Below are 23,954 nucleotides of genomic sequence, written 5' to 3'. Positions count from 1 at the left end.
GGTTTCGGTATCAAATTTTGATGCTGCTGATGAATTCCGCTACGGCCGAAGTGCCCTGTCGGACGGTTGGCGCGACCGAGGTAGAAGCCAGATAGAACCCGAACAGTGCGCACACGATCGCGTGCCACACCTTCAGCTCGCCCTTACGGCACATCAACAAAGCGGCGACAGCAAGGACCACCAGAACCGATAAGGAAAGGGTCACGGCAGGTTCCTCCTCTGCGCCCTCCCGTACCCTGCATGCTGAAACGTAAAGCGACCGTCCCCCGTAAGCGTTACAGCATGCCACAAAAAGCTTATACGCAGATTTTTATATGAGGCCTTACAACAAGGGCCATGACCCCGCCACAGACGCCTACCCGCGAACCTCCCCGAAGTCCGCGCGCGTCTTGAGGTCCTCCTCGGTGATCTCGCGCAGGACCCGGCACGGGGTCCCGACCGCGACGGTCATCGGCGGGATGTCGCGGCTGACCACGCTGCCGGCGCCGATGACCGAGCCATAGCCGACGCGCACGCCCGGCAGCACGACCGCGTTGCTGCCGATCCACACCTTGTCCTCGATGACGATCGGCTCGGAGAAGCGGCCGAAGTCGACGCGGCGTGCCGGGTGCACCGGATGCCCGGTGGTCGTCAGGGTCACGCTGGGGGCGATCATCACGCCGTGCCCGATCCGGATGTCGACGTCGTCGACGAACGTCAGGTTCACGTTGCCGAAGAAGTCGTCGCCGATGTGCACGTTGCTGCCGAACCCGGCGTGGAACGGCGGCAGCAGCACGGTGCGTTCGCCGACCGAGCCGAGGATCGCCTCCAGCAGGGCTCTGCGTTTGTCCGGGTCGCTCGGCGGGGTGTGGTTGTACTCGAATATCTCCTCGGTGCGGCGCTGCGGGGCCTGGAAGGCGGCTTCGGTCTCGGTGTAGACCAGGCCGAGACGGATCCGTTCCAGGACTTTCTCACGGTTTTGAGACACTCCGAGTGCTCCGTTCCCTTCGAGCATTGACTCTCTTTGGCAAGGCTCGCATATTCCACGGTGGGGAGCTGGCCGCGCGACAGATGCGGCAACAGCCCGAACTTCCACCACCTGGAGGCGATATGAACGATCGTGTTCCCCCTCCCATCGCGAGATTCCTGCGGCGCTCCGGCGCCCGGATCGCGGCGCTCGGCGCGGCGTTGGCCCTGGTCCTGGCGGTCACCGCGCCGGCGGGCGCCGAGACCGCGGGCGCGGCCGCGGCTCGCGGGGCCCGGCCGGCCCTGGCCCCGATCGTCCCGTTCGGGTGCGCGAAGGTCATCGCGGGCAAGGCGCACTGCCTGGGGCGGGGCCGGCTGGCGCCGAACACGTCCGGGAGCCCGACCAGTTCCGGGCTCAAGCCTTCGGACCTGATATCCGCGTACAAACTCAGCGGCACCAACGGGAACGGGCGCACCGTGGCCATCGTCGACGCCTTCGACGATCCCAACGCCGCCTCCGACCTCGCCGCCTACCGCAGCGCGTACAGCCTGCCGGCGTGCACCGCGGCCAGCGGGTGCTTCAAGAAGGTGAACGGCAGCGGGCAGACCTCGCCGCTGCCGTCGGCGGACTACGGCTGGGCCGAGGAGGAGAGCCTGGACCTGGACATGGTCTCGGCGATCTGCCCGAGCTGCCACATCCTGCTGGTGGAGGCGGCCGGGGCGGACACCACGTCGCTGACGACCGCCGAGGACACCGCGGCGACGGCGGCCGGCGTGGCGTCGGTCTCCAACAGCTGGGGCGCGGCGGAGGACAGCTCCACGCTGGCCGCCGACTCGCACTTCAACCACCAGGGCGTGGCGATCACCGCCAGCTCCGGCGACAGCGGCTACGGCGTGAGCTGGCCGGCGTCCTCGCCCTACGTCACGGCCGTCGGCGGCACCAGCCTGAGCACCGCATCCAACGCCCGCGGCTGGACCGAGACGGCGTGGTCCAGCGCCGGCAGCGGCTGCTCGACGCAGGAGCCGAAGCCGACCTGGCAGACGGACACCGGGTGCTCGCACCGCACGGTCGCGGACGTTTCCGCGGTCGCCGACCCGAACACCGGCGTGGCCGTCTACGACACCGCGAACAGCTGCGGCAGCAGCTCCTGGTGCGACCTGCTGCTGGCTCTCGGCCTGGCCACCGGCGCCGACGGCTGGGTGCAGGTCGGCGGGACCAGCGCGTCCTCGCCGATCATCGCCTCGGTCTACGCGCTGGCCGGGAACACCGGCTCGACCAACTACGGCCAGCAGCCCTACCTGAACCCCGGGTCGCTGTTCGACGTGACCAGCGGGAGCAACGGCACCTGCACGCCGACGTACCTGTGCACCGCCGGGGCCGGCTATGACGGTCCGACGGGGCTGGGGACGCCGAACGGTACCGGAGCGTTCTGATACCCCTGGCACGATGACCCCGCACGACCACATCGCACGATCACACCGCACAACCACACCGCACAACCACACCGCACGATCAGCACGATGCCGCTCCGGCCCGCGGGCCGGAGCGGCATTCTCGTCAGAACCCCCGCGCCAGCCGGTAATAAGCCTGATTCCACCGCTGCTCCCGCGCGAACTGCCGTACCCGGGTCTCGGCGTCGATCACCAGCAGCTCGACCCCGACGATCTCGGCGAGGTCGCGCAGCACCTCGGTGCCCAGCGCCGAGGAGTAGACGGTGTGGTGCGGCGCGCCGGCGATCAGCCAGGCCTCGGCCGAGGTGCGCAGGTCCGGGCGCGGGGCCCAGACGGCGCGGGCCACCGGCAGGTTCGGCAGCGGCGCGGGCGGGACGACGGTGTCGATCTCGTTGGCCACCAGGCGGAACCGGTCGCCGAGGTCGGCCAGGCCGGCCACGAGCGCCGGGCCCGGGGCGGCGTCGAAGACCAGGCGGACCGGGTCCTCGCGGCCGCCGATGGACAGCGGGTGCAGCTCCAGCCGGGGCCGTGCGCCGGCGATCGAGGGGCAGACTTCCAGCATGTGCGCGCCGAGGACCAGGCCGGGCTCGCCGTCCAGGTGGTAGGTGTAGTCCTCCATGAAGGAGGTGCCGCCGGGCAGGCCGACCGCGGCGGCCTTCAGGGCGCGCAGCAGGACCGCGGTTTTCCAGTCACCCTCGCCGCCGAAACCGTAGCCGTCGGCCATCAGGCGCTGCACGGCCAGCCCCGGGAGCTGGCGCAAGGCGCCGAGGTCCTCGAAGTTCGTGGTGAATGCCTCGAATCCGCCGTCGACGAGGAAATGCCGCAGGGCCGCCTCGATGCGGGCGCCATAACGCAGCGAGGCGTGGCGCTCGGCGCCGGGCAGCAGTTCCGGGGCGACGTCGTAGAGGTCGCAGTATTCGGCGACGAGCGCGTCCACGGCCTCCTCCCCCGCTTGCTCGACCGCCTCGGCCAGCGCGTTGACCCCGTAGCCGTTCACCGACACCCCGAAGGTCAGCTCGGCCTCGACCTTGTCGCCCTCGGTGACCGCGACGTCCCGCATGTTGTCGCCGAACCGGGCCAGCCGCAGCGAGCGCAAAGCTGCCGCGGCCAGCGCGGCGCGGGCCCAGTCGCCGACGCGCGCGGCGACCGTGGGGTCGGACACGTGCCCGAACACGGTCTTGCGCGCGACGCCCAGGCGGGTCTGCACGTGCCCGAACTCCCGGTCGCCGTGCGCGGCCTGGTTCAGGTTCATGAAGTCCATGTCGATGCTGTCCCACGGCAGCGCGCGGTTGGCCTGGGTGTGCAGGTGCAGCAGCGGCTTGCGCAGCGCGTCCAGGCCCGCGATCCACATCTTGGCCGGGGAGAACGTGTGCATCCAGGCGATCACGCCCACGCAGTCGTCGTCCGCGTCGGCCTCCAGCATCACCCGCCGGATGGCGGCGCTGTCGGTGAGCACCGGACGCCAGGCCACGGGCACCGGTATCGCATCACCGGCGCCGAGGCGGGCGGCGACTTCGCGGGACTGCTCGGCGACCTGCCGCAGCGTGTCCTCGCCGTACATGCCCTGCGAACCGGTGAGGAACCAGATCTCGGCGGTCATCCCTTGACGTCCTTCTGTGAGGCGGACTGTGAGGCGGACCGGTCCGAGGACTGGCCGTAGACGTTCTGATAGCGGTCGTACAGCGAGGCGATGTCCTGCTCCCCGATCGGCTGGGGACGGCCGTGCGCGCGCGCCAGGTGGACCGTGCGGGCCACGTCCTCGGTCATCACCGCGGCCTTGACCGCGGCCTTGGCGTCCTTGCCGATGGCGAACACGCCGTGGTTGCGCATGAGCACGGCCGGGGAGTTGCTGCCGGCCAGGGTCTGGACGACGCCGCGGCCGATCGAGTCGTCGCCGATCAGCGCGAACGGCCCGACCGGGATCTCGCCGCCGAACTCGTCGGCCATCGCGGTCAGCACGCACGGCACCGCCTCGCCGCGCGCGGCCCAGGCCGAGGCGTAGGTGGAGTGGGTGTGCACGACGCCGCCGACCTCGGGCATGTGCCGGTAGACGTAGGCGTGCGCGGCGGTGTCGGAGGAAGGGGACAGGTCTCCCTCGACGACCTTTCCGTCCAGGTCGCAGACGATCATGTTCGCCGGCGTCAGCTCGTCGTAGGAGACCCCTGAGGGCTTGATGACCATCAGGTCCCGGCCGGGGACGCGCGCGGAGACGTTGCCGGCGGTCCACACCACCAGCTGGTAGCGGACCAGCTCGGCGTGCAGGTCGCAGACCTCTTGCCGGATCCGGGCTATGTCAGGGCTGCTCACTGGGATGCTTCCTTCTCATCTGTGCCGCTCTGGGTCGGCCCGCTCGGCGAAGCCAGAGCGCTGTTGCGGATCTTGCGCAGCCGGTGCAGCGTGCCGCCGGTGACACCGAAGGCATCGTGCAGAGCGCGGTATTCGGCGAACAGGACGTCATAGGCGTCGGCGCGCGCCGGATCGGGGACGTAGGCGGCGGTCTGCACCGCGCCCATGGCCTCGGCGGCGGCCGACACGTCCGGGTAGGCGCCGGCGGCCACGGCGGCGTGGATCGCCGAGCCGAGCGCGGGGGCCTGATCGGAGACGGCCACCGAGACCGGGCGGCGCAGGATGTCGGCGTAGAGCTGCATCAGGAAGCTGTTGCGCTTCAGGCCGCCGGCGACCACGAATTCCTCGACCGGCACGCCGCCGGCCTCGAAGGCCTCGACGATGACGCGGGTGCCGAAGGCGGTGGCCTCCAGCAGCGCCCGGTAGACCTCCTCGGGGCGGGTGGCCAGGGTCAGGCCGACGATCACGCCGGACAGGTCGTGGTCGACCAGGATCGAGCGGTTGCCGCCCATCCAGTCCAGGGCGATCAGGCCGTGGCCGCCGACCGGCTGGTCTTCGGCGGCGGCGGTGAGCGCGTCGTGGTCGCGGCCGGTGAGCCGGGTCCACCAGGCGAAGATGTCGCCGACCGCGCTCTGCCCGGCCTCGTAGCCGAAGGAGCCGGCGCTGATGCCGCCGTCGACGACGCCGCAGATGCCCGGGACGTCGGCCAGGACCGTGCCGTTGAGCACGTGGCAGGTGGAGGTGCCCATGATGGCCAGCAGCCGACCCGGGTCGACGGCACCCGCCGCCGGGGCGGTGACGTGCGCGTCGACGTTCCCGGCGGCCACCGCGATCCCCTCGGGCAGGCCGGTCCAGGCCGCGGCGCGCGCGCTCAGTCCGCCGACGCGCGAGCCCAGCGCGGCCAGGCCGCCGGGGTGTTCCAGGCGGGTGGTCGCGAAGTCGGCGAACCGGGGGTCCAGGACTGCGAGGAAGTCGGCGGAGGGGTAGGAGCCGTCCTGGAAGATCCCCTTGTAGCCGGCGGTGCAGGCGTTGCGGGACTCGCTGCCGGTCAGCTCCCAGACGATCCAGTCGGCGGCCTCGATCCAGCGTTCGCAGCGTTCGTAGATCTGCGGCGCCTCCTGGAGCACCTGCAGTGCCTTGGCGAACTCCCACTCCGAGGACTGCTTGCCGCCGTAGCGCGGGGCCCAGGTCTCGCCGCGCTCGGCGGCCAGGGTGTTGATCGCGTCGGCCTGGCGCTGCGCGGCGTGGTGCTTCCACAGCTTCGGCCAGGCGTGGGGCTGCCCGGCCAGGTCGTCGAGCTCGCACAGCGGGGTGCCGTCGGCCAGCGCCGGCAGCACGGTGCAGGCGGTGAAGTCGGTGGCGACGCCGATGACGGCAACCGGGTCCACTCCCCCGGCGGCCAGCGCTGCCGGCACCGCCTCGCGCAGCACCTCGCGCCAGTCCTCAGGGTTCTGCGACGCCCAGTCCGGCGGCAGCGGACCGGTGCCGTCCGGCAGCCGGTCGTCGATGACGCCGTGCCGGTACTGGACGACCGCGCTGCCCATCTCCTTCCCGTCGGCGACGCGCACCACGACGGCGCGGCCGGACAGGGTCCCGAAGTCGACGCCCACGACGTACTGCGCTGGAATGTTAGCGGTAACACTACTCATGGCCGGACGCGATCCCTCCGCGGTCACTGGAAAACGCTGCTGACGAAAACTGCTCACATGCGACGTGCGGTACTGCGCCGGACCACCAGCTCGGTGGGGATGACCGCGGCGGCCGGCGCGGCCGGGGCGGCGGCGGCCCCGATCTGGTCCAGCAGCAGCGCCATGCTGCGCCGGCCGAGCGCGGCGAAGTCCTGGCGCACCGTGGTCAGCGGCGGGGTGAAGAACGCCGCCTCCGGGATGTCGTCGTACCCGATGACGCTCACCTCCTCGGGCACCCGCCGCCCGGCCTCGTGCAGGGCCAGCAGCATGCCCAGGGCGATGTGGTCGTTGGCCGCGAACACCGCGCTCACCGCCGGATCGGCGGCCAGCACCTTACCGCGCTCGTAGCCCGAGGCCGCGCTCCAGTCGCCGGGCAGCGGGTCCGGGACCGGCGCCCCGGCCCCGGCCAGCGCGTCGCGCCAGGCGCGCTCGCGCTCCCGGGCCTCGTGCCAGTCCCCGGGTCCGGCCAGGTGGTGGACCGTGGTGTGGCCCAGGTCCAGCAGGTGCCGGACCGCCGCGAGCGGGCCCTCGTACTGGTCTATGGTCGCCGAGGCCACGGTCTGCGCGCCGGACAGCGCGACCACCGGCAGCATCGCGGGCAGGTGCCGGACCACCTGGTCGGCCGGGACGTGGCCGGGGATCAGGATGATGCCGTCCACGCCCTGCCCGCGCAGCCGGTCCGCGGCCTCGGCCACCGAGCGGCGGCTGGGTGAGGCCAGGCCGACCACCGAGACGAAGTAGTCGGCGTCCCGGGCGCTGCTCTCGATCGCGCTGACCATCGAGGCCGGCCCGAACAGCGTGGTGTCGAAGCTGACCACGCCGACGGTGCGCGAGGAGCCGGTGGCCAGGGCGCGCGCTATGGCGTTGGGCCGGAAGTCCAGCTGCGCCGCCGCGGCCAGCACCTTGGCCCGGGTCTCGGCGCTGACCCGCGGGTGGTCCTTGAACACCCGGGACACGGTCTGGTGCGAGACCCCGGCCAGTTCGGCCACGTCGCGCAGCCCCGGACGCCCCGCTCCGCGCGCCGTCTCGGCTGTGCGCACCCGCTCCTTGGTCACGTACCGCTCTCCTCGTCCTCGTGTCCCCGTGGTGCCCCGTCATGGCCGTCCGCGCAGCTTATCGAGCAGTTCCGGCCCGACGCTTGGCCCAGACGTCGAAGGCCACCGCGGCCAGCAGGATCAGACCCTTGACCAGCATGACCCGCTCACTGGGCTCGCCGAGCAGCGACATGCCGTTGTTGATGACACCCATGATCAGTCCGCCGGTGATCGCCCCGACCACCTTGCCGACGCCGCCGGTGACGGCCGCGCCGCCGATGAAGGCCGCGGCGATGGCGTCGAGCTCGAAGTTGGTGCCGGCGGTGGGCCCGGCCTGGTTCAGCCGGCCGGCGAAGATCACACCGGCCACCGCGGCCAGCACGCCCATGTTCACGAAGATCCAGAAGGTGACCTTCCTGACCTTGACCCCGGACAGCACCGCGGCCTGGGCGTTGCCGCCGATGGCGTAGACGTGCCGGCCGAACACGGTGCGCGAGGCGACCAGGCTGTAGCCCAGCACCAGGACCGTGAGCAGCACCAGCACCCACGGCAGGTTCTTGTACCGGGCCAACTGCACGACGACGCCCAGGACCACGAAGGCCATCAGCGCCATCTTGCCGGCGAACAGCGCGACCGCCTCGACCTGCTGGCCGTAGCGCTGCCTGGCGGCGCGGGCCCGCCACTGCCCGGCGACCGCCGCGAGCACCGCGACCACTCCGATGACCAGCGTGAACAGGTCGGCGCCGCCGAGCGTGCCCAGGCCGACGTTGCCCAGCACGCTGCCCAGGAAGCCGGTGGACAGGGTGCGCACCTGGTTCGGGAACGGGCCGATGCCCTGGTTGCCCAGCACTGTCATGGTCAGGGCCCGGAAGACCAGCATGCCGGCCAGCGTCACGATGAAGGCCGGCAGCCCGAAGTAGGCGACCCAGTAGCCCTGGAAGGCGCCGATCGCGGCCCCGGCGATCAGCGTGATCAGCAGCGCCAGCGGCCAGGCCATGTGGTGGTTCACCATCAGGACCGCCGATATGGCGCCGGTGACCGCGACCACCGAGCCCGCCGACAGGTCGATGTGCCCGGCGATGATCACCAGGATCATCCCGATCGCCAGGACCAGGATGTAGGAGTTCTGGACGATCAGGTTGGAGACGTTCTCCGGGGTCAGCAGCAGGCCGTGGGTCATGATGTCGAAGATCACGACGATCGCGGCGAAGGCCAGGTAGATGCCGCTGGCGCGGAGGTTGACGTCGAACCGGCGGGCCGGCCCGGAGCCGGTGGGAGCCGCCAGCTCCGTGGTGCTCGCGGGAGCGATGCTGCTCATCACTGATCACTTTCTTGGTCTGTGAGTGCTTCCGGCTCGGACTCCGGCGTCGGCTCCGGCACGGTCAGCAGTTCCTCGGCCGTGACGTCCGCATCCATCAGCGACTCGGTGGTCATCAGGGTCATGAGGCGCTCGGGCGAGGCCTGGGCCCGGTCCAGCACGCCGGTGATCCGGCCGGCCGACATCGCGTAGACGCGGTCGCAGATGCCCAGCAGCTCGGGCAGTTCGCTGGAGATGACCAGCACCGCCTTGCCGGCGTCGGCCAGCCGGTTGACGATCGTGTAGATCTCGAACTTGGCGCCGACGTCGATGCCGCGCGTGGGCTCGTCCAGGATCAGCACGTCGGGGTCGGCGAACATCCACTTGGACAGCACGACCTTCTGCTGGTTGCCGCCGGAGAGCTTGCCGGTCACCGCGGTCACCGCCGGGGCCTTGATGTTCATCTCGGCCCGGTAGCCGTCGGCGACCTTGTACTCCTCGCGCGGGTCGACCAGGCCGGCCTTGGCGAGCTTGGGCAGCGCGGCGGCGGAGATGTTGCGCTTGATGTCGTCGATGAGGTTCAGGCCGTAGCGCTTGCGGTCCTCGGTGGCGTAGCCGATGCCGTGCGCGATGGCGTCGTCGACGCTGCGCACCCGGATCGGCTTGCCGTCTTTGACCAGCCGGCCGGAGATGTCCACGCCGTAGCTGCGGCCGAACACGCTCATCGCCAGCTCGGTCCGGCCGGCGCCCATCAGTCCGGCAAGACCGGTGATCTCCCCGCGGCGCAGCGTCAGGTTCGCGCCGTCCACGACCTTGCGGCCGCGCTGGGTCGGGGAGAACACGGTCCAGTCCTCAATCCGCAGCACCTCCTCCCCGATGCTGGGAGTGTGCTCCGGGTAGCGGTGCTCCAGGTCGCGGCCGACCATGCCGGTGATGATCCGGTCCTGGGACACCGTCTGGGTGTGGAAGTCGAGCGTCTCGATGGTCCGGCCGTCGCGCAGGATGGTCACCGCGTCGGAGACCGCCTCGATCTCGTTCAGCTTGTGGGAGATGATGACGCAGGTCACGCCCTCGGCCCGCAGGCCCCGCAGCAGGTCCAGCAGGTGCTCGGAGTCGGCGTCGTTCAACGCGGCGGTCGGCTCGTCCAGGATCAGCAGCCGCACCTTCTTCGACAGCGCCTTGGCGATCTCGACCAGCTGCTGCTTGCCGACGCCGAGGTCGGAGACCCGGGTGGTCGGGTTCTCCTTCAGCCCGACCCGGGCCAGCAGCTCGGCGGCCTCGGCGTTGGTGCGGTGCCAGTCGATCAGACCCCGCCGCACCCGCTCGTTGCCGAGGAAGATGTTCTCGGCGATCGACAGGTGCGGGGACAGCGCCAGCTCCTGGTGGATGATGACGATGCCGCGGGCCTCGCTGTCCCGGATCCCGCCGAACGCGCACGGCTGCCCGTCGAAGGTGATCTCACCGTCGTAGCTCCCGTGCGGGTAGACGCCGGACAGGACCTTCATCAGCGTCGACTTGCCGGCGCCGTTCTCCCCGCAGATCGCGTGGATCCGGCCCCGCTGGACCTCCAGGTTCACGTCCTGCAGGGCCTTCACGCCGGGGAACGTCTTGGTGATCCCGGCCATTTTCAGGATGACGTCGTCCATGGCCGGCTCTAGGACAGCTGAGCGGCGGTGTAGTAGCCGCTGTCGATCAGGACGTGCTGGTAGTTGTCCTTGTAGACGGTGTCGAAGTCCAGCACCTCGGTCGGCACCACCTTGGAGCCGTTGTTGTAGTCGGTGCTGTTGGTCGGCACCGACTGGCCCTTGAGCACCTCGTCGGTCATCGAGACCGCGAGGGCGGCCAGCTTGCGGGTGTCCTTCCAGACCGTCGCGTACTGCTCCCCGGCGATGATCGACTTCACCGACGCCACCTCGGCGTCCTGCCCGGTGACGATCGGATAGGGCTGCCCGGTGGTCCCGTACCCGGCGGACTTCAGCGCGGACAGGATGCCGATCGACAGGCCGTCGTACGGCGAGAGCACACCCTGCACCTTCGCCCCGGAGGAGTACGTCTTGGTGATCAGGTCCTCCATGCGCTTCTGCGCGGTGGCCGGATCCCAGCGCAGGATGGCGACGGTGTTGAAGTCCTTCTCACCGCTCTTGATGACGAGCTTGCCGCTGTCCAGGTAGGGCTTGAGCGTGTCCATCGCGCCGCGGAAGAAGAACGGGGCGTTGTTGTCGTCCGGGGAGCCGGCGAAGACCTCGATGTTCACCGGCCCGACCGGCGGAGTGGCGGCGTCGGTGCCGTCCTCCTTCTTGAAGCCCAGGCCCACCAGCAGCGAGGTCGCCTGCTGCACGCCGACCTTGTAGTTGTCGAAGCTGGCGTAGTAGTCGACGTCCGGGGACTTCATGAGCAGCCGGTCGTAGGCGATGACCTTGATGCCCTTGTCGTGCGCCTCCTGCAGCTGGTTGCTCAGCGCGGTCCCGTCGATGGAGGCGACGATGAGCACCTTGGCGCCCATCGAGATCTGGTTCTCGATCTGGTTGGCCTGAGTGGGGATGTCGTTGTTTGCGTACTCAAGGTCGACCTTGTAGCCGAGCTTCTCAAGGCCCGCCTTCACGTTGTCGCCGTCATGGATCCACCGCTCCGAGGAGCGGGTGGGCATCGTGACGCCGACCAGGCTGCCCGCGGCCGACCCGCCGCCGGCCGCGGCCTTGTCCGCGGTCTTGGTCGAGGACCCGCAGGCCGCGAGGGTCGCGGCCAGGGTCAGGCCGGTGACGGCGGCGGCGATCTTGCTGAGGTTCACGTCGCTCCTGGGACTTGATCGGAAATTGGTCGGGGTGAGTCGCCGCTGTCGACGACGGCTTCGTGGGACGAGAGTGTTACCGGTAACTCAAAGGCTGTCAAGGGCGGGGCGGGCGCGGGGAGATCAGGTAAGGCGGGGGCTGCGCGCCTGCCGATAATGTCGTCCACGCAGGTCAGGAGGCGTGTTGGTACTCGTGTATGATGCCGCCGAGTCGGTCGTGTCGGCGGATGTCGAGGTCGGTGACGCGCTAGCGAGATCCATGACCAAGTTCCGCGCCGCTTGGGCAACCCAGGTTGCGGCGGGATGTGCTGTGGTGCCCAGCACACGGACCCGCCGGGTGGCGTGCTCGATGACGGCCAGGATGTACTGGCGCTGCCCGGTCAGTGCGACGGTCTCGATGAAGTAGCACCCGAGCAACGTTTCGGTCTGGCTACGCAGGAACGCGGCCCACGTCCTGGCAGTGTGCTCGGGTGATCGCGCCGGCCGGCGGGGTCCGCCTGGTCAGTCCGTTGACGGGGAGGTCGGGCAGGTTTCCGGTGGCGTCGGTGAAGCTCGCATCGCCGTCGCCGGACGTGAACACGTGGCCCTTGCGCCGCCAGTGCCCGCCTGGATATGGGCACGCGCATATCAGCCTCCTGGCTGGGACGTTGGGGGATGTGGCCCGAAACGGTATGCGATCCCGCGTACGCGCGCCTAGAGCTGAAGGCACATTCGGCACAGCCGTGCTCCGGCGAGCTCGTCATCGCACGCGGAGGTGATCCGCTCGTCCCCTCCGGGACGCGCTTCGCGCGCACTCGAGACCGTACGCTCCTATGATTGGTCTTGATCTCAACCCGAAGCGACGGGCAGCAGTGGAGGAGACGGGCGATCGCGTGGGCATCGCCGACCATGACAACGACGACAAGGTGTCCTCCATCGGAGGTTTCGCGTTCGTCGGGCGTCGGCACGAAGTCGGGCTGGTACTGGCCGCGCTGCGCCGTCCGCCGGCCATCGTGCTGGTCGAGGGCGAAGCGGGCATCGGCAAGACCCGCCTGGTCCACGAGGCTGCGAAGACGCTGGTCGGGCAGGGTACCCGGGTACTGACCGGCTTCTGTCATCCGCTGCGCGAGCCCTCGCCGTACGGCCCGGTCGTGGACGCGATGCGCAAGGCCGGCCGGTGGCTGCCTCCGGTCGAGGACATCCCCCGCAGCGCCGGAGCGTTGGCCTCGTTGTTGCCGGACCTGGCCGACCGGCTGCCGAGCCCGCCTCCCCGCGCTTCGGACGCCCGCGCCGAGCGCCACCAGGTGCTGCACGGCCTGCGGTCCGTCCTGGGCGCGGTCGGTCCCGCGGTGCTGGTGATCGAAGACCTGCACTGGGTCGACGAGGCCACCCGGGAGATGCTCCTGCTGCTGTCCCGCGACATGCCGGAGCACCTGGGCTTGGTGCTGACGTTCCGCGGCGAGGACCTGCCGCCGAACATGCCGCTGCTCGGCTCGGCGTATCGACGCCAGCCCGGCACCGGCGGAATCGAGATCCACCTCGAACCGCTGTCGGCGCAGGCGGTCCAGGAGTTGGCGCGCGACGCCCTCGGCGACCAGGCCTCGACGGCTCTGGGAAACGTCCTTTTCGACCGCAGCCAGGGCGTGCCGCTGGTCGTTGAGGAGGACCTGATCACCTTCAGTGAGCACGGACCGCACCACGGTTGGAAGTCCGCCGATCTGGAGCTGACGGAGCTGCCCCGAGGGCTGCGCGAAGCGTTGACGGAACGACTGGCCGTCCTGCCGCCCACCGCGGTGGCTGTGGTGGAGGCTGCCGCCGTCCTCGGCGTCCCCGCCACCGAGGACCTCCTCGCCGAGGTCGCCGGCCTGGATTCCGAGCAGGGCTCGCAGGGCTTGACCGAAGCCCTGCGCGCCACGATCCTGCGCGAGACCGGGCCGGCTCGCTACTTCTTCCGGCACGTCCTGGCACAACAGGTCGCCTATCGGCGGATACCCGGCCCGCTGCGCAACCACTTGCACCGGCAGGCGCTCACCGCCCTGCAAGCCCAGTCTCCGCCGCCGCTGGTGCAGATCGCCCATCACACCTGGATGCTCGGCGACCGCGAGGCCTGGCGGGGCCGGGCGGAAGCCGCCGCGGAGCAGGCGATCGCGTTCGGGGACGTGGGCACCGCCGCGACGTTGCTGCGCCGCATCCTCGACGAAGCCGGCCTGCCCGATGATCTCCGGTCCCGCGCTGCCCTCGCGCTGTCGGGAATCGCTATCAACGGCACCGACTTCGTCACCAACGCCGAAGTGCTGCGCCGCATCCTGGCCGATCCGCACTTGCCGGTGGCGACCCGCGGCGAAATCCGCCTTTCGCTGGGCATCGTCATGGTCGGCCATGCCGGGGATCGGGCCGGCTTCGAGGAGATCGCGCGCGCCGTCGATGAACTGGCCGACCGCCCCGACCGCGCCGCCAGGGCCATGATCGCCCTGGCCATGGACGAACGGAGCGGCGGCCCGGAGCAGGCATGGGCCTGGCTGGAGCGGGCCGAGACCGCCGTCCGGCACGGCCCGGACGAGGCGGTGCGGGCAGCGGCCCGGGCGACGCGGCTCACGCTGCTCGCCCGGGAGGGTGACCCCGGGGTGTGGGCGCTCCTGGACCGGTTGCCGCGGCGATCCGACGACCCCGAAGTGCTGCGGCAGATCGCGCGTGCGCTGTACAACACCGGTGAGATCGCCATCGAACTCGGGCACGATCGACGAGCCGCCAGGCTGCTGGCCGAGAGCGGCGGCCTGGCCCACCAGGGGAGCCCCTACCTGGAGTCCTACAGTCGGACCGCCCTGCTCCGCCTGGAAACCCTCGCCGGCGACTGGTCGAACGTCGAAGAGCGTTTCACCATGCTTCGCCGCGAATATCCGGACATCACGATGACCGCCACCGACGAAGCGTTGGTCCTCGCGGCGCTGGCCGCCGCGCGCGGACAGCACCGCCGTGCTCTGGAGCTCTTCTCCGTCGCCGCGGCCTACGGCGAGACAGAGTCCCAGGTGACGGTCGCATTGCGGGCCGCCGCCGGACTCACCGCGGTACACCTGGCTCAGGGCGCCGTGCAGAATGCCTGGTCGATCGCGGGGAACGCGGTCGCGACCCTGCGTGGGGTGGCAGCCTGGGCCAGAGGCACCGGCCTGGTCCCGGTCGCCGTCGAGGCGGCACTGTCGTGCCACGACCGCGAGGCGGCCGAACGGCTCGCCGCCGACGCCGAACGCGGACTCGGCGATCGGGACGCGCCCGCGGCGACAGCCGAACTCCACATGGCTCGCGGCATTCTCCTGGGCACGGCCGACCCGGCTGCCGCCGCCGAAAGCTACAGCCGTGCGCGGCAGTCGTGGGTTGACATCGGACGACCGTACGAAACGGCCCGCGCTGACGAGCGACTCGGCGTCGCACTCGCCGCGGCAGGCGACACGCGGGCCGCGGCCCGGCTGACGGAGGCTCTGGCCGTGTACGAACGGCTCGGCGCCACCCACGATTTCGCCCGCTGCCAGCGCACTTCACGAGAGCTCGGACTGACCGAGCCTGTGCCGCGCGGGCGCCCGAGCTACGGCGGCGAGCTGTCCCCGCGCGAACGGCAGGTCGCCGAACTCGTGGCCCGGGGCGCCACCAACCAGGACATCGCCCACGCGTTGTTCCTCTCGCCGCGCACCGTCGAGCAGCACGTCGCGCACGTTCTCAAGAAATTGGGTGCCACCAGGGGGCACGTCGGCGAGGCGTTGAGGTCCGGAAGAGACTTAGATACGGGTTGACTGCGTACCCCTGTAAAAGCGGTCCCCGATTGATACCGCAGGGTGACGAGGGCGACGGTTGGTACCGGGGGATTCGCACCACCACCAGCCACGTTCCAGCCCCGGCGGTACCGACCATGATCACCATCGAGCAACCAGAACCCACCCGGACCCGGGCGCGGCCCGCGCACCGGCTGTGTTCCCACCAGCCGGTCTGCCCGACCGCCGACGCCCCGGACCGCGAAGCCGCCCGCCATGTGGCCAGCCATCCTGAGCAGGGGTGGGCGCTGCTGTGCAACGGTGTCGTCATCTTCGACGACACCGGAGAGTTGCTTCCCGACGGCCGTGTCGTCGCGCCGCACCGGCTGAGCACCGTCTCGTCGCCGCGCGTGGACTGATCACGAGGGACGAGCCGTGCCTGCCTTCGCCGCGGTGCTCCTACCTGCGGCCTTGGCCGCTTCCGGCGGCTACGCCGCCGGCTGGGCCGCGCTGCGCCGTCGCTTCCGGCACGCGGTCGCCGAAACGGCCCAAGCCCGGTGGCTCGCCGACCACGACACCCTCACCGGGCTTCCCAACCGCACGACCGCACTCCGCCGCCACCAGCAGGCGGTGGCCGCCGGCCGGCCCGTCGCCGTCGCGCTGGTCGACCTGAACAACTTCAAGGCCGTCAACGACACCTGGGGCCACCAGGCCGGCGACACCCAGTTGGCGGCCGTCGCCGACCGGCTGGCCGCGGCCGGCCGGAAGATCGGGGCCCTGGCCTGCCGCCTCGGCGGGGACGAGTTCGTCCTGCTGCTGCCGGCGGCGGATCCCCGGACACTGATGCACCAGGTCTCGGAGATCTCCGCGACGGTGAGCGCGGCGCTGCCCCTGGCCGTCGAGGAGAACCTGACGGTCATCACCCACCCCGGCGCCTCGGTCGGCGTCGCGGTGCCCGAGCCCGACGATTCCTTTTCCGACCTGCTGCGGAAGGCTGACCTCGCCCTCTACCACGCAAAGAGCCGTGGCACAGGCACGCACCTTTACGCACCGGGTCTACGCCAGCCCCCTTCGCATCGGGGCACAACGATCGCCGCGTCCTGACGGCACCTCCCTCTTGACGACCACCTGGGAGTAGTGCAATATCACGCATCACACATCGTGTTTGTCACATCGGTGGCGTGCGGGGCCCGGCCACAAAGCGGCTCCCACCTCGCCGAATCGTCGCTGAACCCTGGCCGAAACCCTGGCCGAAACCAGCCGCCACCCGCACCGGTCCCCGGCCGAACCCTCGCCGTCCCTCGTTCCACTGCCTCGCACAGGAGCGTTCCCGTGACCAGACACACCACCCCCACTCCAACCTCCGCATCCCGTACCCCCTCCCGCCTGCTGGCACTGACCTCAGTCCTCACCGCGGTCGCGGCCGCCACGACCGGCTGCAGCGGACTGCTCGGCAGCAGCAAAGGAAGCGACAGTAAGGGCCCGATCATCCTGGGCATGGACATCCCTCTCTCCGGGAGCAGCGCGGACATCGGCCCGTACATGCGCAACGGTGCGCAGCTCGCAGTGGACGAGATCAACGCCTCGGGCGGCGTTCTCGGCCGGAAGCTGCAGCTCCAGGCGGAGGACGACGCCTGCGACCCGAAGACGGCGGTCGCAGCGGCCGACAAGCTGGTCGCGGCGGGCGCGAGCGTCTCAGTGGGCGGCTACTGCTCAGGGGCGACCCTGCCCACGCTGCCGATCTTCGACAAGGCGAAGATCCCCATGATCATTCCGGCCGCCAACTCCAACCAACTCGTCGCCCAGCACCTCCGGCACGTGTTCCTCATCAACGGCACCGGCAAGCAGCAGGCCGCCGCCGCCATCGCCTGGCTGACCAAGGACGGGGCGCAGAAGGTCGCCGTCATGGACGACAACACCAGCTATTCCAAGGACATCGCCGACCTCACCTACTCCCAGCTCGGCACGGCCGCGGGCGGTCCGGCGAAGGCCACCGAGCAGGCGGTCAACCCGGGCGAGAGCGACTACAGCCCGAACGTCACCAGCGTGCTGAAGTCAAACCCCGACTACATCTACTGGACCGGCTACTACCAGGAAGGCGGTCTGCTCATCCGCCAGTTCCGCCAGGCCGGGTACAAGGGCAAGTTCCTCGTCGCCGACGGCGCGGTGGACCCGAAGCTGGTGCAGATCGCCGGCGCCGCGAACGCCGAGGGCGTCTACGCGACCATGACGCAGACGCCCCAGACCACTCCGGGGGCCGAGAGCTGGATCGCTTCCTACAAGCAGAAGTTCGGCGCCGAACCCGGCCCGTACTCGACCCAGTCCTACGACGCCGTCCGGGTCGCCGCCGAGGCCGTCAAGGACGCGGGCAGCACCGACGGGGACAAGGTCACCGCCGCGCTGGAGGGCCTGAACGGCTTCAAGACCTTCGCCGGGCCGCTGAAGTTCACCTCCGACCACACCCTGAGCAACGGCGGCTTCGTGATCCTCGTCGTCAAGAACGGCGATTTCGTCCTGCAGGACTCCCTCAACTAGGCCGGGGGTCCGCATGGCACAGCTCATCTGGAACGGGTTGTTCGTGGGTTCCTTCTATGCCCTGGTCGCCCTCGGCTACAGCATGGTCTACGGGATCATCAAACTGCTCAATTTCGCCCACGGCGATCTCTACATGCTCGGAGCGTTCGTCGGGTACGCGATGCTCAGCTCACTGGGAGGAGCGATCCCCGGCGGTTCGCTGGTCTCGCTGTTCCTCGTGCTCGCGCTGGCGATGCTGGCGACCGGTTTGAGCGGCGTCGCGCTGGAGCGGGTGGCCTATCGGCCGCTGCGCGGAGCACCGCGGCTGTCACTGCTCATCACCGCCGTGGGCGCGTCTTTCGCGCTGGAGTACGGCGTGAGTCTGGCCGCGGGCCCCGACCCGCGGGTCTATCCGGTCCGTCTCGACGGGACCAGCATGTCGGTGCTCGGCGTCCGGGCCACCGTGCAGCAACTCGTGCTCATGGCGGTGGCCGCCGGACTGATGGTGGCGCTGAACGCCATGGTCATGCGCAGCCGGCAGGGCCGGGCGATGCGCGCCATCGCCCTGGATCCGAAGGCGTGCCTGTTGATGGGCATCGACGTCGACTCGGTCGTCTCCCGCACCTTCTTCATCGGATCGGCCCTGGCGGGGGCGGCCGGGGTCATGTCCGGCGCCTACTACGGGAAGATCGACTTCCTGATGGGCTTCATCATCGGGCTCAAGGCGTTCACCGCCGCCGTCATCGGCGGGATCGGCAACTTGAAGGGCACCATGCTCGGCGGGCTCGTCCTGGGTCTGCTGGAGTCCTTCAGCACAGACTGGTTCGGAGGCCAGTGGCGGGACGTGTTCGCCTTCGGATTCCTCATCCTGTTCTTGACCGTGCGGCCGACCGGCCTGCTCGGCCAGCGTGTGACGGAGCGCGTGTGATGGCGGCCGCCCAGAAACCACAAGTGATCGCCCGGCTGCTGGCCAGTCGGCGAATCGGCTGGAGCGGGCTGGCGATCGGCCTGCTCGCCCCGTTCGTGACCGCCACTCCGTACGCGCTGAACGTGATGACCAGCGCGGCCATCTTCGTGATGCTCGCGGTCGGCCTGAACATCGTCGTCGGCTACTGCGGACTGCTGGACCTCGGCTTCGCCGCCTTCCTCGCCGTGGGCGCGTACGTCGGCGGAGTACTCGCGACGCGGCTGAACATCCCGCTCATCGCCACAGTGCCGGCCGTCATCGCGGCGACTGTGGTGGCCGGAGTGCTGATCGGAGCCCCGACACTGCGGCTGCGCAGCGACTATCTGGCCATCGTGACCCTCGGCTTCGGCGAGATCATCCGGATCACCGCGAACAACCTGGACATCACCGGGGGCCCTTCGGGCATCTACGGAATCCCGGGTCTGTTCGGCGACACCCTGTCCGACCCGGCCGTCTTCTACTACACCACGCTGGTGATCGTGTCGGTCGCGGTGCTGTTCGCCGCCCGGCTCGGCACCTCCCGGATCGGCCGCGCCTGGCGGTTCGTCCGCGAGGACGAGGACGCGGCCGAGGCCAGCGGGATCAACACCTACCGGGTCAAGCTGGCCGCCTACGTGGCCGGTGCCGTCTGGGGCGGCCTGTCGGGCGTGCTGTTCGCCGCCCAGCTCTCGGCGATCTCCCCGGCCAGCTTCACCTTCCTGCAGTCCGCCCTCGTCCTGATGGCGGTGGTGCTGGGCGGTATGGGCTCGACCCGGGGTGTCGTGGTCGGAGCCGTCGTCATCAGTCTGCTGCCGGAGCTGCTGCGGGGCCTGGCCGACTACCGCTTCTTCGTTTTCGGCGTGCTCCTCATCGTCATGATGCTGCTCCGCCCGCAGGGCCTGTGGCCGCACCGCTCGCGCGAACCCGACGACCAGGTGGTGCGGGGCGGCGCGGATGCCGCCCGCGTGCCGGCGAAGGAGGAACCGTGATTCTCGAAATCAGTGGTCTGCAGCTGGCCTTCGGCGGCGTCCAGGCCGTCGACGGCCTCAGCTTCTCAGTCGGCCAGAGCGAGATCGTGTCGGTCATCGGCCCCAACGGTGCCGGCAAGACCTCGGCCTTCAACTGCGCCAGCGGGTTCTATCGGCCGACCGCCGGCACCGTCAGGCTGGCCGGTGAACAGGTGGCGGGCCTGCGCCCGTCGGCGATCGCCGCCCGCGGCCTGGCTCGCACCTTCCAGAACCTGCGGCTGTTCGGCGAGTTGTCGGTGCTGGACAACGTACGGGCCGGCACTCACCTGTGGCTGAAACAGAGCGCCCTCGACGCGATGCTGCACACCCCCCGCTACCGGCGCAGCGAGCGGGAGAGCAGCGACGAGGCCCACAAGTGGCTGGACTTCGTCGGGCTCCGCGGGAACCGCGCAGGTCTGGCGGGCCACCTGCCGTACGGCGAACAGCGCCGGGTCGAGCTCGCCCGCGCCCTGGCCAGACGGCCGAGAATACTGCTGTTGGACGAACCGGCCGCGGGGCTGAACCGCGGTGAGAAGGCCGAACTGCTCACCCTGATCCGCCGGATCCGGGACCTCGGTGTGGCCATCGCGCTCATCGAGCACGACATGGGCCTGGTCATGGAGGTGTCCGAGCGGGTGATCGTGCTCAACTTCGGCAGGGAGATCGCGGACGGCCCTCCGGCGGACGTCCGGCGCGACCCCGCCGTCATCGAGGCCTACCTCGGCAGGGACGCCGACGACGCCGAGATCCACGCCGCTCGTGCCGAACTCGCAGGAGACGGGACCCACGATGCTTGAGATCCGCGGACTCGACGTCGAGTACGGAGCAGTGCGGGCGCTGCGCGGACTCGACCTCACGGTGGGCGAAGGGGAGATCGTCGCCCTGCTGGGCAACAACGGCGCCGGCAAGACCACCACGCTGTCAGCGGTGTCCGGACTCGTGAAACCCGCCGCCGGCCGGATCGTCCACGCAAGCCAGGACATCACGGGGATGGCCCCGCCGAAGATCGTCGCCCGCGGGGTGGTGCACGTCCCCGAGGGACGGCGCGTCTTCAGCACCTTGACGGTGCACGAGAACCTGCTCGTCGGCGGGTATCTGGTCCGCGATGGTGCCGAACTCGCGCGCCGGGTCGACGAGGTCTACGAACTGCTGCCGCGGCTGGCCGAACGGCGAGCGCAGCAGGGCGGGACGCTCTCCGGCGGCGAGCAGCAGATGCTCGCGATAGGCCGGGCCCTTGTCGCCCGCCCCGGTCTTCTCCTGCTCGACGAACCTTCCATGGGCCTGGCCCCGATCATGGTCGCCGCGGTGATGGACGTGATCAGGGACATCAACCGCGGCGGCACGGCGGTACTGCTCGTCGAACAGAACGCCACGGCCGCGTTGAAGATCGCCCACCGGGGCTGCGTGATCGAGAACGGGGAGAAGGTGCTGGAAGGCACAGCGGCCGAGTTGTCCGCCGACGCCCGGGTCGTCGAGGCCTATCTGGGCGGAGTCGCGTGAGATGTCTGACCACCCCTCGGAACGGCCTGTCCGCGAAGGGGGTGGTAGCCGCTACCGTCCCGTCATGGACGGATCAAAGGTGCTGGTCATCGGCGGGCTGGACACGGCGCGGCGGGCCTGTGACGCCCTGACCCGCCGCGGCCACGCCGTGGTTCACCTCCCGGAGCCGACCGAGGCGGGCCTGCGCACGGCACTGGGCCCGGACGTCGGCGCGGTGGCGATCGTGGTGCGCGGCGATGTCGTGGCACTGCGCTACGCGCTGCTGGTCGAGCACCTGCGGCCCTCGATCCGGCTGGTCGTCACGGTCTTCGACCGCACCGTGGCCGACCAGTTGGTCAGAGCCATCCCCAACTGCCGGGTCACGTCGCCGGCGGACATCGCCGTCCCGGTCCTCACCGCCGCCTGCCTGAACGACCGGTTGGCGGCGACCGACACCTCCGAGCCGGTTCCGCCGGCCGTGGCGGAAACGCCGGAGGGCGATGCCAACACCCTTATATGGCAGCACCGCCCCTCCCGGATCCGCCGCGTCGCGCGGGCTCTGGCCGGCCAGGTCCGCTCGCACGACAACGCCAGCCAGATGCTGCTCGTCGGCTTGGTCGGACTGCTGGCGGCGCTGACCGCCGAATGGCTGATGGCCGCCCGCGTGCTGCACCAGGACGGGCCCGAGGCCCTGTACACCGCGGCCCGTCTGGTCTCCACGGTCGGCATGGTCGAGAACGGACGGGCACCGGGCTGGTACCTCGTGGTGTCCAGCGCCGGCATGATGCTGACGATCACGTTCGCCGCGTTGTTCACGGCGGGGATCGTCGAGCGGTCCTTGTCGGTGCGCAGCGCCGGCATCATCGGGGCCCGCACGGTACCGCGGTCGGGCCATGTGGTGGTCGTCGGCCTGGGCCAGGTCGGGCTCCGCCTGTGCCTGGCGCTGCGCCGGCTGGGTGTTCCGGTGGTCGCCGTCGAACGCGACCCGCAGGCGGCGAACCTCCGCCTGGCCAAGGCCGCGAGGATACCGGTGCTGATCGCCCACGCCGAAGACCGCTCGGTGCTCGACCGGCTGCGGCTGCCCAAAGCCCGCGCCCTGGCCGCGATGGGCGCCGAGGAACTCGACAACGTCGAGGTCGCCATCGCCGCCTTGGCCATCTCCCCCGACCTGCGGGTGGTGCTGCGCGCCGGCGACAACGACGTCATCACCGAGACCCGCTCGCTGTTCCACATCGGAGCGGTCTGCGACATCTCCGCGATGACCGCGCTCAGTGTCGCTGACGCGGTCATCGCGGAGAATTCGGCTGCGCCCGTCGGCGTGAGAAGCGATGCGGCCCTCGGACGCTGCGCCTGCTGACAGTGGTCACATGGAGGTGTCCACAGTGTCACCGTTGGAGTCGGACAGGCCGCTCACCACCGAGATGGTGACGTTGGTGCTGGAATCGGTGAAGGTCTGGCCGGGCTGCCAGGTGTCCATATCCAGCGCGGCACAGCCCGCGGGGGGCGCCGCGGCGTCGGGGTCGGCCACCACCCGGATCGGCCCGGTACCGGTGGCGACGGACCAGTCGACCTTGTAGATGAGCACACCCGTGGAGCAGAGGCTGGGATCATTCAAGGCAGACCTTCGCGACTCCACGACATAGGCGGAGGTCGGACCGGTCTTGAGTACCACGATCCGCCATCTGCCGCCGACCGGCGCGTATTCGACCGGGTTCAAAGGGGTGCGCAGCGATGTGCCCGGCGCGGTCATGCAGGAGACCTCGCTGTCACTGGTCCAACCGAGCTTCCAGGACTGCCAGCCGAAATACTGGTTCCCCGGCCCACCGATATCGCCCATGATGTCCCAGCCCCCGACGAACTGGTGCGTGTCTCCGGTGAAGGAGTACAGGTCGGGGAGCCCGAAGGTATGACCTGTCTCGTGGTCGGCGATGTGGTAGCTCCACGATCCCCAGATGTCCTGACCGAAGGTGACAGCCCATTTGACCGTCGTGCCCTCGACGACCACGCCGGGGTTGCCGGAGTCCCAGATGTAGGTGGGCGAGTTGTTGATCGCCGTCGCGCTGCTGGTCGGCACGATGTAGAACATGTCGTACTGAGACAGGTCGACACCGGCGTCCGCGGCGGCTGTGACCGCGTCCAGCACGTACTGCTGCTGGCCGGCGTAGGCCGGGGTTCCCGGCCACCCGTAGGCGGTGGACGCCGACGGCATGCGCAGCCACCGGTTCAGCGGCGCCTGGATGTCAAGCCACGTGTGGCCGTAGGAGGCGTTCCACATCCAGGCGGCGGCAGGCGAAAGCCGGTTGTAGTAGGCGGCGAGGCTCCCGGCGCCCTGGGCGTCCGGGAAGTCCACGTACAGCATGCCCACTCGAAGGGTCTTGTAGGCGGCCGCGCCGGTGGGGTCGAAGGGCACCTGGAACCGATCGGGGTCGGTGCCGGTGGTGTTCTGCTGGCCCTCGTCGGTGTAGCCGGTCGTGCCGGTGAACGCGCACGCGGACGTGCTCCCGTTGTACGCGTGGGCGGGGCCGGCAGGGACGACGACCAGGGCGAACACGGCGAGCAGGGTTGACAGGACGGATAGGAGCGCGGTGCGTGGGCGGCGTCTCGCGCCCTCTGGTAGGGTCATGGAAGACTCCTGAATCAGGATTCGATGATCCGGGCGGCCAGGGCCCGGGTGAGCGCGTCCCCGTGGTCAAGGCGAGAGTGATCGCCGACATTCAGGTGCGGTGAGCGCACCGTGCG

The 23,954-nt window shown here is 70.1% G+C and carries 20 protein-coding genes and 1 pseudogene; 10 read left to right on the top strand and 11 right to left on the bottom strand.

Going from position 1 to position 23,954, the window contains the following annotated elements:
* Positions 1 to 10 precede the first annotated feature (10 nt).
* Both ABH926_RS25920 and ABH926_RS25915 read right to left on the bottom strand, forming a co-directional pair.
* The gene (locus tag ABH926_RS25920; protein WP_370368351.1) at positions 11 to 205 is read right to left on the bottom strand and encodes a hypothetical protein; all 195 of its coding nucleotides are present in this window, start codon (positions 203 to 205) and stop codon (positions 11 to 13) included.
* Positions 206 to 355: 150 nt separating this feature from the next.
* Complete coding sequence (locus tag ABH926_RS25915; RefSeq protein WP_370368350.1) at positions 356 to 967, bottom strand: sugar O-acetyltransferase; 612 nt, start codon at positions 965 to 967, stop codon at positions 356 to 358.
* Positions 968 to 1,089: 122 nt separating this feature from the next.
* Between ABH926_RS25915 and ABH926_RS25910 the strand changes: the two genes are divergently transcribed.
* Positions 1,090 to 2,379 carry a peptidase S8 gene (locus ABH926_RS25910; RefSeq protein WP_370368349.1) on the top strand — a complete coding sequence of 430 codons (1,290 nt, stop codon included), beginning with the start codon at positions 1,090 to 1,092 and terminating at the stop codon, positions 2,377 to 2,379.
* 124 nt (positions 2,380 to 2,503) lie between these two features.
* Here ABH926_RS25910 and araA read toward each other — a convergent pair whose 3' ends face one another.
* From araA to ABH926_RS25870, 8 genes and pseudogenes are all read right to left on the bottom strand, one after another.
* Positions 2,504 to 3,997, bottom strand: a complete 1,494-nt coding sequence (gene araA / locus ABH926_RS25905; protein ID WP_370368348.1) for an L-arabinose isomerase — start codon at positions 3,995 to 3,997, stop codon at positions 2,504 to 2,506.
* Positions 3,994 to 4,704: an L-ribulose-5-phosphate 4-epimerase gene (locus ABH926_RS25900; protein WP_370368347.1), complete on the bottom strand. Its 711-nt coding sequence runs from the start codon at positions 4,702 to 4,704 to the stop codon at positions 3,994 to 3,996. The genes araA and ABH926_RS25900 overlap by 4 nt, the downstream gene beginning before the upstream one ends.
* Positions 4,701 to 6,392, bottom strand: coding sequence for a ribulokinase (locus ABH926_RS25895; protein ID WP_370368345.1), 1,692 nt, complete (start codon positions 6,390 to 6,392; stop codon positions 4,701 to 4,703). The genes ABH926_RS25900 and ABH926_RS25895 overlap by 4 nt, the downstream gene beginning before the upstream one ends.
* Positions 6,393 to 6,445: 53 nt before the next feature.
* Positions 6,446 to 7,486, bottom strand: a complete 1,041-nt coding sequence (locus ABH926_RS25890; protein ID WP_370368344.1) for a LacI family DNA-binding transcriptional regulator — start codon at positions 7,484 to 7,486, stop codon at positions 6,446 to 6,448.
* Between the two features lie 58 nt (positions 7,487 to 7,544).
* Positions 7,545 to 8,783: a multiple monosaccharide ABC transporter permease gene (gene mmsB, locus ABH926_RS25885; RefSeq protein WP_370368343.1), complete on the bottom strand. Its 1,239-nt coding sequence runs from the start codon at positions 8,781 to 8,783 to the stop codon at positions 7,545 to 7,547.
* Positions 8,783 to 10,408, bottom strand: a complete 1,626-nt coding sequence (gene mmsA, locus ABH926_RS25880; protein WP_370368342.1) for a multiple monosaccharide ABC transporter ATP-binding protein — start codon at positions 10,406 to 10,408, stop codon at positions 8,783 to 8,785. Before mmsA ends, mmsB begins: the two co-directional genes overlap by 1 nt.
* An 8-nt stretch (positions 10,409 to 10,416) precedes the next feature.
* Positions 10,417 to 11,550 carry a multiple monosaccharide ABC transporter substrate-binding protein gene (chvE, locus tag ABH926_RS25875; RefSeq protein WP_370368341.1) on the bottom strand — a complete coding sequence of 378 codons (1,134 nt, stop codon included), beginning with the start codon at positions 11,548 to 11,550 and terminating at the stop codon, positions 10,417 to 10,419.
* 252 nt (positions 11,551 to 11,802) lie between these two features.
* A pseudogene (locus ABH926_RS25870) lies at positions 11,803 to 12,012 on the bottom strand (integrase); the annotation flags it as partial.
* 410 nt (positions 12,013 to 12,422) lie between these two features.
* Between ABH926_RS25870 and ABH926_RS25865 the strand changes: the two are divergent.
* The 9 genes from ABH926_RS25865 (at position 12,423) to ABH926_RS25825 (ending at position 22,572) form a co-directional block, all read left to right on the top strand.
* A complete protein-coding gene (locus ABH926_RS25865; protein ID WP_370368340.1) occupies positions 12,423 to 15,311 on the top strand; it encodes an AAA family ATPase in 2,889 nt (962 codons plus the stop codon).
* 173 nt (positions 15,312 to 15,484) lie between these two features.
* On the top strand, positions 15,485 to 15,688 hold the full coding sequence (locus ABH926_RS25860; RefSeq protein WP_370359720.1) for a DUF5999 family protein: 204 nt from the start codon (positions 15,485 to 15,487) through the stop codon (positions 15,686 to 15,688).
* A gap of 16 nt (positions 15,689 to 15,704) precedes the next feature.
* A complete protein-coding gene (locus ABH926_RS25855; RefSeq protein ID WP_370368338.1) occupies positions 15,705 to 16,373 on the top strand; it encodes a GTP cyclohydrolase IIa in 669 nt (222 codons plus the stop codon).
* Between the two features lie 228 nt (positions 16,374 to 16,601).
* Positions 16,602 to 17,804, top strand: coding sequence for a branched-chain amino acid ABC transporter substrate-binding protein (locus ABH926_RS25850; protein ID WP_370368337.1), 1,203 nt, complete (start codon positions 16,602 to 16,604; stop codon positions 17,802 to 17,804).
* A gap of 13 nt (positions 17,805 to 17,817) precedes the next feature.
* Complete coding sequence (locus tag ABH926_RS25845; protein ID WP_370368336.1) at positions 17,818 to 18,711, top strand: branched-chain amino acid ABC transporter permease; 894 nt, start codon at positions 17,818 to 17,820, stop codon at positions 18,709 to 18,711.
* Entirely contained in the window at positions 18,711 to 19,718 is a 1,008-nt protein-coding gene (locus tag ABH926_RS25840; protein ID WP_370368335.1) for a branched-chain amino acid ABC transporter permease, read from the top strand. Before ABH926_RS25845 ends, ABH926_RS25840 begins: the two co-directional genes overlap by 1 nt.
* Entirely contained in the window at positions 19,715 to 20,533 is an 819-nt protein-coding gene (locus ABH926_RS25835; protein WP_370368334.1) for an ABC transporter ATP-binding protein, read from the top strand. The genes ABH926_RS25840 and ABH926_RS25835 overlap by 4 nt, the downstream gene beginning before the upstream one ends.
* The gene (locus ABH926_RS25830) at positions 20,526 to 21,236 is read left to right on the top strand and encodes an ABC transporter ATP-binding protein (RefSeq protein WP_370368333.1); all 711 of its coding nucleotides are present in this window, start codon (positions 20,526 to 20,528) and stop codon (positions 21,234 to 21,236) included. The genes ABH926_RS25835 and ABH926_RS25830 overlap by 8 nt, the downstream gene beginning before the upstream one ends.
* Positions 21,237 to 21,300: 64 nt before the next feature.
* Positions 21,301 to 22,572, top strand: a complete 1,272-nt coding sequence (locus ABH926_RS25825; RefSeq protein ID WP_370368332.1) for an NAD-binding protein — start codon at positions 21,301 to 21,303, stop codon at positions 22,570 to 22,572.
* 6 nt (positions 22,573 to 22,578) lie between these two features.
* Here ABH926_RS25825 and ABH926_RS25820 read toward each other — a convergent pair whose 3' ends face one another.
* Positions 22,579 to 23,838, bottom strand: a complete 1,260-nt coding sequence (locus ABH926_RS25820; RefSeq protein ID WP_370368331.1) for a M6 family metalloprotease domain-containing protein — start codon at positions 23,836 to 23,838, stop codon at positions 22,579 to 22,581.
* Positions 23,839 to 23,954: the final 116 nt, after the last annotated feature.

Origin of the sequence: Catenulispora sp. GP43 (assembly GCF_041260665.1) — a bacterium.
GTDB lineage: Bacteria > Actinomycetota > Actinomycetes > Streptomycetales > Catenulisporaceae > Catenulispora.
This window is presented reverse-complemented; position numbering and strand designations above follow the sequence as displayed.

Excerpts from the sequence above, each read along its gene's own strand:
- ABH926_RS25910 (WP_370368349.1), top strand. The coding sequence starts at position 1,090 with ATGAACGATCGTGTTCCCCCTCCCATCGCGAGATTCCTGCGGCGCTCC.
- araA (WP_370368348.1), bottom strand. The coding sequence starts at position 3,997 with ATGACCGCCGAGATCTGGTTCCTCACCGGTTCGCAGGGCATGTACGGC.
- ABH926_RS25895 (WP_370368345.1), bottom strand. The coding sequence starts at position 6,392 with ATGAGTAGTGTTACCGCTAACATTCCAGCGCAGTACGTCGTGGGCGTC.
- mmsB (WP_370368343.1), bottom strand. The coding sequence starts at position 8,783 with ATGAGCAGCATCGCTCCCGCGAGCACCACGGAGCTGGCGGCTCCCACC.
- mmsA (WP_370368342.1), bottom strand. The coding sequence starts at position 10,408 with ATGGACGACGTCATCCTGAAAATGGCCGGGATCACCAAGACGTTCCCC.
- ABH926_RS25845 (WP_370368336.1), top strand. The coding sequence starts at position 17,818 with ATGGCACAGCTCATCTGGAACGGGTTGTTCGTGGGTTCCTTCTATGCC.
- ABH926_RS25840 (WP_370368335.1), top strand. The coding sequence starts at position 18,711 with ATGGCGGCCGCCCAGAAACCACAAGTGATCGCCCGGCTGCTGGCCAGT.
- ABH926_RS25830 (WP_370368333.1), top strand. The coding sequence starts at position 20,526 with ATGCTTGAGATCCGCGGACTCGACGTCGAGTACGGAGCAGTGCGGGCG.
- ABH926_RS25825 (WP_370368332.1), top strand. The coding sequence starts at position 21,301 with ATGGACGGATCAAAGGTGCTGGTCATCGGCGGGCTGGACACGGCGCGG.
- ABH926_RS25820 (WP_370368331.1), bottom strand. The coding sequence starts at position 23,838 with ATGACCCTACCAGAGGGCGCGAGACGCCGCCCACGCACCGCGCTCCTA.